The following is a 9126-nucleotide window of genomic DNA, read 5'->3' as shown; positions in this document are numbered from 1 at the left end:
TGACGTTCCATTGCAGACCCAGGATCATGTTCTTGCGGATCTGGACGTTCTGATAGTCCACACTCCAGCCATACCCAAAGTCAAGATTCTGGCTCTTGCGACGGGTGTCGTAGGTGCGGGTGACGCGGATGGGGATGGTGAAGCAGGGAATTCGTGGAGCACTGCTCCACGCCTGCGGAACGATCTCGCCTTGCAAGGCGAGATTCCTTGCATCTCACTTCTGCAGTTGCAGTTATAAAAGGTGTTGCTTGAATCTATCACTCAGAAAGTGATCTGTTGTGATTGAACTGGCTGTGGCCCTGGCGAGATTAACTCGCAATCACAACGCCCCCAAAAAAAACTTAAATTTAAAGAACCGAATAAACATTATCCGTTGTACGTCTGTGCTGATTTGCACGGGGGCTTTGTTGTAGGCTGACGTATTTTAATGTGGCTACGTGAGGTGAGCTTGTATTCTTGGTTGAGATTTTGATCAATCGAACTAAAAAAATAGCAAAAAAATTACGAATTATTCATTTTTTCCGCAACTCGGCGCTCAACCTCATCAAAGAAAGGAAGTACTACTTTATCAAGGACATCAGCAGTTGATTTGAGCTGCTCTGCCACACGATGCTCAGCAACCTCTTCGACAATAGGCTGAGAGTATTCAACAACATAACGCACCATATAATCAGGGTGCGTAGTCGGCACGCTACACGCCCAAACTGCCCAATCTGTCGGACAACCCGCTGGAGCAATAGTTCTTGTTGACGTATGCGCCTCTGATTGTCCAATCATTTTCTCAAGATCTTGCTTCCCGTAATCACGTGTTAAACATGATGAAGGAAATTTCCCATTAGAAGACCAAATAATCTCAACCGTCCACTCATCTTTACTATATCGTCTAATGCCTATAATTTCCCAAAGATGTCCACGAATTCGTCGAAAAAAATCCGTAGCTACAGGCAAAGGAAATTTATCTTTTTCTTCTACCGTTTGCTTTGGTTTATAAGGTGAAAAATCCGGAAATCGCTCTGCGAACATTGGCCGTAGTTGTCGTTTTAACGCATCTGCAAATATCTTACGCATTAGATTCATCGCTCCTGAGGAAGTAATCGAATTGTTTGTATTAATTCTAATTCTGATTACAAGATAACTGATCGGGTGTCGGTGCGTCTATTGCGTATGTTTTGCATAAATTTCAAGTAACTCGGCGAAATCAATTTGCGATGCCAATTGAAATTTAGGCGTTTCGATGTCTGAAATCCATCGAAAATACGCCGTTTCCTACAAAAAATTGCAGTTCAGGCGGAATATATTCTGCCAATCGAATATCGAACAGGGCAATGATTACCATCACTATCAAACACCAAGCGAAGCAGCAACAAACACACCTACCAGCGATTCATAGGATTGTTTTGAAGTTTTTGCATGAAATGTTGATGTGCCACATGATATGTTGCGTAAAGTGCCGTTGCAGTGTCCAATACTGGATAAAACCGTGCGCCTTTTATTTCATGTCGTTGTACCACATCAACAAATCGCTTGCTCACAATAGTAGTACCCACATCTACCCCACCATATGATTCACAACTACAATTAAAATCCTTAGCCATTTTTGTTACTTCTGGCGAATAACTAATGCAGCCAGCAACACTGTAAGAATTGGTTCCCAGTGGTGTTACAGAATGCACTCTCACAGATTGATCTTGTACGCATTCCGGCATGATATGAGTAGGAACAAGTAATTGAACTTTATCACTAGGAATCTCCGTCTTTGAATTGGAAACAGGCCCAAATTTCAAACCGCTCAATTCTTCTTTTTCAAAAATAGTACAAACGTCTTGTGTCGCCATAAAACAATCAAATGCCGGATAGATTGAGTTTGCATCAGATTTGGCCTTAATCTTAGAAAGGTAGAATCGATCCAATATTCTGACGCCATCATTTGGCTTAAAACAAATTCGCTCAAGCGAATCTATGTATTTAAAATTTGCTATATGATCTGCGTCCGACATTTCCGAATCACCCTTGGTCGGGTACATTTCATATAGAGAAACCGATTCAAGTTCTTTTTTCGTGAGTTCCGCCCTTACTTGGAAAGTCAATCCATCAACCTGATGCGCCAATTCAATTACTCTATCTAAAATTGGTGAACTCGCATCAGTCTCCCACCAAAAAAAATCCTTACTCCAGTCAATGGCATCTTTGAGAATTGCATCCCGCATGAACAAAGGCCTTGCTGCGACTTTGATTCGAACTCGTACGTTAATTTTCATTTAATTTATAGCAATACTAAATATATTCGTTCAAGATACTCCGGGTAGTCCTTGTACACTAATTCCGCTGCTTCTATTAAGTCAGCCGCAGTTAATTTGTCATTTGCATCATAGGCTTTCGTCCCTCGTTTTGCAATTGCCTCTGCCCATCGATTAGTAAAGTATTGGTGCAACTCTTTGCTAATGCAAACCGACTCCATTTCACTTACGCTTGAATATATTGTTCGCAAAAACGGTGATCTAGACAGTAACCTCTTCTCAATCAAATGATGTACTTCTTCTTTTGCAGCTTGCGCACCAACCCAAATACCTTTGTTTGCAACTACCATTTTCCTCAGTTCAGTATAGCTACCAAACGTGAGACGCCGCATAGTCTCAAAAATTGTTTTGGTAGCGTAGGCATATGTTCCAAGTTGCAGTGACAACAAAGATAACTGTGTGCCAACTGACACAGGGGCCATCAATAATTCTAAAATTATTCGGCCACTAGGATCAGTCTTGTTTACTGGGTCATTTTGAACATACGCATACTTATGCAATGACGCTGGCTTCCTTATAGTACCAGGATAGGTATCCATCGAAACAAAGTGCCCTGCATTGGCCTCATACCATCGCGCCCTATTGTATTGGAGACTGATGCTGTCATCATAATATTCGCCCGTATACCGATAAGCATTCTGCGTAGTACCCGCGTGATTCAGTACAGCACCAAACGCATCATATTGATAAGCATCAGTCGCATTACCTATTTCATCCGTCAGCGCTTTAGTGCTACCCAAGCCATCCGCATGATAATAACTATTCTGCCCCGTTCTACTTTGCTGGACCAGGCCATTGCCCCACACATAATTTACTGCCTGGGTAGTCGAGCCTTGTGTAATACTTTCCTGCACAGTCTGTGCATATTCAAACGTATTATCCGTTAAGTATGTCGTAACTTTATCCGCTTCCGTTTTCTGAACACGGTTGCCCAATGCATCATAGCTATACTTAGCTACAGTTATCGCACCAGCTTGTGTTGTACCCTGTTTCACTTCAATCAGACGATTATCTGCATTCCAACTATAAACAGTAACTTGCCCTGCAACCGTCTTTGTGATCAGATTACCCTTATCATCCCAGGTATAGCTGGTAGTACTTTGTGTTGCACCAACCGTTTTAGTTTCCTGTACCAGCCTGTCATTGCTATCATAAGAATAAGCAGTTATTTCCGTTCCTGCCTGCGTCGTTTCTGTTTTTTGCGAACGATTCCCCACTTTATCGTATTGATAGTCAGTTGTTCTGACGGTGGCACCTGTTCTGTCTTTCAACAACTCTTCCGTCAGTCGCTTCACACCGTCATATTGATAACTTGTGGTGCGCACAGGATTTGCTGCTACATTTGCAGTTACTGTACTGAGATTATCAAATTCCTCAATCTTGGTACGCTGACCGTTAGGTGCTAAGGTATAACGACTACCCGCAACAATGTTTCCATTGGCTTTTTGATGCAATACATATTGCAATCTACCATTGGGATCATATGCATAATTTGCAGTAATGCCATTTGGCAGCGTCGTTGTCGCCAACCTGCCTGCGGCATCATAGGTACTTGTCGTCGTTTTATTGCTAGCATCAGTGACGCTAATCAACTTCTTATTCGCGTCATAGCCATATTTGACCGTTCCAGCAGAGGTACTACGCTCAGTAATGTTGCCGTTGGCGTCATAGGCGTAAGCCAAATAACTTCCATCTGGATTGGTATGCTTGGTAATACGATCCTGCGCATCATATTGATAGCTGGTTTGACCGTTTTGCGCGCCATTACTGCTATTGCCACCACTGACCGTAGTCGCGCTAATCAGCCCATTCCCGTTGTACGTGTTTGCAACACTAACGCCATCTGGACGGTTCGTCTGTATGATTTGATCCAGATTATTGTAAATATAGCTGGTCGCCTGATTACTGAAATCAGTCTTCTGGCTTTGATTGCCACTCAGGTCATATGCAAATTTCTCTACCTGTCCTGCTGGTAAAGTTCTGCTGACTAGACGATTGTTGACATCATAAGTCCAGCTTGTGGTATGCCCTTGCGCATCAATCTGGTTGGTTTTGTTTCCATTGCCGTCATAGGCATAGCTGGTCTGCTGTTGAGTCGCTGCATTGGTTTGAACAACGCTGTTCAAACGCCCCGCTGGGTCGTAACCGTAAACCGTGGTGTTCCCCGCCTGATCTGTTTCTGACTGCTTGCGTCCATCCGCACGCAACACCGTTGTGTTGGTCGTATTATCTGGATAGATGGTGCTGGTCAACCGGTTCAGTGCATCGTACTGGAACTGTGTAACCTTACCGGTCGCATCGGTAATTTTGGTGCGATTACCTGCATTGTCGTATTCGTATTTGGTTTGCTTTCCAATGGCATCCGCCAGTGTTATTAAACGACCTGCATCATCGTAGGTATTGGTGATCGTATTACCTTTAGCGTCAGTAGTACTTGCGACCTGACCAGCAGTATCGTAAGTACTACTATTCGTACTACCATCTGCTGCAATAGTCCTGACTAGACGATTTAGAGCATCGTACTCATAACGTGTTGTGCGCCCCTGCCTGTCGGTGTCACTGGCCTTATTTCCTCCCGCATCATAAGCGCTGCTGGTACTACTGCCATCCGGATAAGTTGTACTCACCAGTTTGCCGGTACTGTCATATTGATAGCTAGTGCGACGCCCTTGCGGATCAACATTCGCACTAACCTGTCCACCAGCGGTGTATTCCGTTTTTGTAGTGATACCTAAGGCGTCCGTTAAACTTAACACTCTTCCTTCATTGTCAAGTACACGCGTAACGCTAACTGTTTTCTGTGCCGGAGTTCCGTTGACATTGACTGTCGCTATCCAGCTTCGGCTAATCTCTTTGCCGTTGGCATCATAAGCATAGGTAATGACTTTGCCAGCAGCATCGGTTTCACTGACCTTGTTACCCTTCGCATCATATTGATATTGGGTAATCTGTCCTGCTACATTAACGATAGTCACATTGCCTGCACTGTCATTACGCAGATTGATTCCACTACCGAGAGGCTGAGTGATCAACGTAGCATCACTACCATACAAATAACTCGTACTATTCCCGTTGGCATCCGTACTCGCCAATAGTTGCGTTCTGGTCTGGCTGTCATACCTCCAGCGATTGACATGCCCTAAAGGATCCGTCTCACTAGTCTGCTTATAACTCTTAGGATCATAACTACTGAGCGTCGTCTGCCCCGCCGCATTCGTCACACTGGCCTGGTTACCATTGGCATCATAGGTGTAGGTCGTGATCTGATTTAAGGGATTGATGATCTGTGTCACATTGCCATACGCATCATAGGTATAGGTGGTCTTGTACCCTCTCCTGTCTGTCACCGTCTCGCGGTTGTTGTCGATGTCATGGTTCATCTGGATGGCTTTGCCATTGGCGTCATACGCCGCGATCAGGCGTCCGTCGGCATCGTATTCATAGCGTGCTGCCAGATGACCATCGGGGTCGGTAAAGCTGGCCAGACCATGGTTGCGGTCGTAGGTCATGCTGCTGACTGCACCGTTACGGTCCGTCATGCTCATCAAGTCACCACTGGCACTGTAGGTGTAGCGGATCTGTTTGCCGGACGGGTCGGTCAGACCAGTGATGTGATGATTGGCGTCGCGCGTAAAGGCGATGGCGGTGCCGTTGGAATGCGCCACACCGGTGTCGTTATAGGTCAGGGTGTTGCCGTTCGGGTCTTTGATGCGGGTGATGCCTATGCCATCGGTCAGGAAGTACTGGTAGTTGTCTTCGGTGGTGAGTTTGTAGTTCTTCGGGTTCCATGGGCCTGGTGTGCCGGTGCTGGCATCGGCCTTGTCGATCAACATGCCACCATCGGCGTGCAGGCTGGTGGGGACATCCACCAGTTCGAGGGTGCTGGTGGTGCCGGGCAAGGCGCTGAACTGGACTTCGATCAGCGGAATGCTGGCGGTCTGGCATTCAACTTTGTTGGCGGCTGTAAAACGCGCCACTTCCCCCGTTGGCAGGGTGATGTCAAGCTTGCGCTTGCCCGCTGGGCGCAGACAGACGCTGGTGCCGGAGGTGATGACGTTCCATTGCAGGCCCAGGATCATGTTCTTGCGAATCTGGACGTTCTGGTAATCGACACTCCAGCCATACCCAAAGTCAAGATTCTGGCTCTTGCGACGGGTGTCGTAGGTGCGGGTGACGCGAATCGGGATGCCAGACGCCTGGATGTTGATGTCTTCAAAGCTGATGCTGAACTGGCCTATCTTGAGGTTGCGGTTGACATCAACGGTGATGAGGTGGTTGGTCTGGACGCCATTGGTGTTGACGACGATGAGGTTGAGGTCGTAGATGCCGTTCTGTAATTGGGTAGGGTCAAGCTTGCCGAGCTTGTCATTGGTGACGGACTGGTAGCCACGGCCAATTTCTTGCCAGTCACTGCTGTCAGTGGCGCGCAGCAGTAGCTGGTAGTAGGCGAGGCTTTTAGCGCTGGCGGTACCGGTGATGATGCCAGGGGCGGTGACGTCGGCATCATCAACAGGGGCGGTGATCTGGGCGACGGGGGTGCTGGTGTCGCTGGGGTCTTTGACGCTGTAGAGGCTGGTTTTAGTCAGGGTGCCAAGGTCGTCTTTAGCGGTGACGGTAATCTGGTGGGCACCTGCTGTGCTGGCGGTGAGGACGGCGGTGCCGTCGGTATTGAGGGGCACGGCTTGTCCATCGACTGCCAGGCTGGTGCTGATGGCGCCGGTGCCGCCGTTGGTGAGGACGGTGATGGTGACTTTGTCACCGAGATTGACCAGGGCGGGGGCAACCGCGAGGCTGATGGACAGGGCTAAGGCATGGTCGCTGACACTGAGCTGGTAGCGTTGTTCGGCATAGGCGCGGCCATTGTCAGCACGGACGGTGACGTTGAAGTTGCCGATGACGGGTTTGGTCCAGCTGATGACGCCGGTCTTGCTGATGCTCATGCCACTGGGGGCGTCAGTCAGGCTGAAGATGAGTGCAGCACCTTTGGGGTCTTGGGCAGCGACGGGGTAGCTATAGGCTTGTGCCGCCACGCCCGCTGTGACAGGGGCGCTGGTGATGACGGGGACGCTGGTGACATCGGTGTTGCCGGTGCCGCTGTCGTCATAGCCGGTGGCGGTGCCGAGGTTGGCGGCGATGATGCTGCTTAAGCTGTCGCAGGCGGTGTTGCTGTTGCTGGTGGTGTTGCTGATGTTTTGTGCTGCGGCCAGGCGGGCCAGGAAGAGGCCATTGGCGACGTCGGCCTGGCCACTGAAGTAGGCCCAGCGGATCTGGTCGCTGTTGTCATTGCCGCCAGTACCGCCACTGGGGAGCATGCTGGCAAGGATGGTATCGATGCTTTGGCTGGCCGTGATGGCAGGACTGATGCTGGCTAGTGCCTGGACCGGTTGGGCCAGGGCAAGCCAGGCCATGCCTTGGGGAGCGAAGATGGCGGCGGTGGCAGTGCCGCTGAGGTTGCCGGACAGGCGATAGGCACCGGCACCGGTCTGGGGGTCTTCAATCTGCATGGCTTGTCCGCTCCAGCCACTGAGGGTGGCAGGGTTTTGTGGGAGCAGGACGCGATAACCGGTGGCCACGGCATTTTGCAGATCATTGGATTGGTCGGCGGTGAGGCTGATGTTGAGTAAGGCGGCACTGAGGTTGCTGCTGGTCACGGCATACACGGGCTGAGTCTGCGGCTGGCTGGCGGCTTTGGCAAGGATGCGTACGGCTGAGGCGGCGGTGACGGCAGCAGTATTGGTGGCTGCATTGGCCGCACTGCCATAGTGTTTGTCCAGCACGAGATGGGCATAGGCGGCATTGCGCTGGTTGCTCTGACGGCTGTAGACGGGGGCGCTCAGACCGGTGCTTTGGCTGGCGACGGCGCTTTTAAGGCGGTCAATGTCGAGAATGACGCCAGGGAAGCTGACGTTGTTGACCATGCCGAGCAGGAAGTCGGGGCTGACCTGGGCCACGGCACGTCCATGCGACGGCAGGCGTTGTTCGATGACACCGGCGGCGCGCTGGAAGATGGCGCTGTTGGCATCGGTGGTGGCGAAGTAGGCCAGGACGGTCTGGTGCAACAGGTCGCCGGTGAGGTCATCGCGGCTGACTCATGACCCAGAATCGAGCGACCCTTTTTCTCTATTTGGGGAAATGAGTTGCGCTATAACCGTCTCTTTCTGGATTTAAATAATCAAGCTTGAATTTTTCCAGTACTCGATATTTTTTGTGTAGAACTCAAGCCCACGAGGTGTGAATTCTGATTTCTTGTATTCTCCATAAATGGAAAGAAAATAAGCAATACAGGAACGTTGATCAGGATTCATAATCTTATAAAACTCAAGTGGGTTTTCCGAATCTTGTGTCAACAAAGATTCAAGCGATAGCTCAAATTCGATATCAGCGAGCAAATTCAAATCTTTGGATGGAGGCAAAATTAATGCCTCCATTAAATCAAACGGATAGTTGGAGACAGCGCCGTAGGACAGCATTATCGAAGCGAGAATTAAGTGACTCGGTAGGTAATATTTGACGACATCCAAGGGCAAAGAACTCATCCAGGTCGTGAAGTGGACGTCCATGCTACCAAAATTTAGTCGCCGCCCAATAACCTCGCTCCACAGCCTGCCGTTCAACAAGCTTCTTGCTTCACGGCTAAAATCTGTTTTTTTATTTTCAGGAATGGTCGGAATGGGTTCCATTGGGAAAACGCTATAAACAGCTTCCTCAAAATAGCTATTTATACGAAGCGGTTTATTAAAAATCATGTTGCCCCATTTATTTTTTATATATTGAGTTTCGCAAATCAGACGTTCAACGTGGAATTTTTCCATTAATCAATATTTTGTTT

General features: G+C 48.7%; 5 protein-coding genes. All 5 read right to left on the bottom strand.

Annotated elements, in window-relative coordinates:
* The coding region (locus H8L32_RS21975; protein ID WP_186949408.1) for a hypothetical protein at nt 1-196 on the bottom strand (196 nt) is incomplete at its 3' end.
* Between the two features lie 305 nt (nt 197-501).
* The gene (locus tag H8L32_RS21970; RefSeq protein WP_186949407.1) at nt 502-1068 is read right to left on the bottom strand and encodes a hypothetical protein; all 567 of its coding nucleotides are present in this window, start codon (nt 1066-1068) and stop codon (nt 502-504) included.
* A gap of 305 nt (nt 1069-1373) precedes the next feature.
* Nucleotides 1374-2258 (bottom strand): hypothetical protein, encoded by an 885-nt coding sequence (locus H8L32_RS21965; protein ID WP_186949406.1) that lies wholly within the window; start codon nt 2256-2258, stop codon nt 1374-1376.
* Between the two features lie 5 nt (nt 2259-2263).
* On the bottom strand, nt 2264-8356 hold the full coding sequence (locus H8L32_RS21960) for an RHS repeat protein (RefSeq protein ID WP_186949405.1): 6093 nt from the start codon (nt 8354-8356) through the stop codon (nt 2264-2266).
* A gap of 105 nt (nt 8357-8461) precedes the next feature.
* Nucleotides 8462-9109, bottom strand: a complete 648-nt coding sequence (locus tag H8L32_RS21955) for a hypothetical protein (RefSeq protein WP_186949404.1) — start codon at nt 9107-9109, stop codon at nt 8462-8464.
* Nucleotides 9110-9126 lie beyond the last annotated feature (17 nt).

It is taken from the genome of Undibacterium hunanense, assembly GCF_014284335.1.
In the GTDB taxonomy this organism is placed as follows: Bacteria; Pseudomonadota; Gammaproteobacteria; order Burkholderiales; family Burkholderiaceae_D; genus Undibacterium; species Undibacterium hunanense.
Note: the sequence above shows the minus strand (reverse complement) of the source record. Positions and strands in the feature narration are given on the sequence as shown.

Excerpts from the sequence above, each read along its gene's own strand:
- H8L32_RS21970 (WP_186949407.1), bottom strand. The coding sequence starts at position 1,068 with ATGCGTAAGATATTTGCAGATGCGTTAAAACGACAACTACGGCCAATG.
- H8L32_RS21965 (WP_186949406.1), bottom strand. The coding sequence starts at position 2,258 with ATGAAAATTAACGTACGAGTTCGAATCAAAGTCGCAGCAAGGCCTTTG.
- H8L32_RS21955 (WP_186949404.1), bottom strand. The coding sequence starts at position 9,109 with ATGGAAAAATTCCACGTTGAACGTCTGATTTGCGAAACTCAATATATA.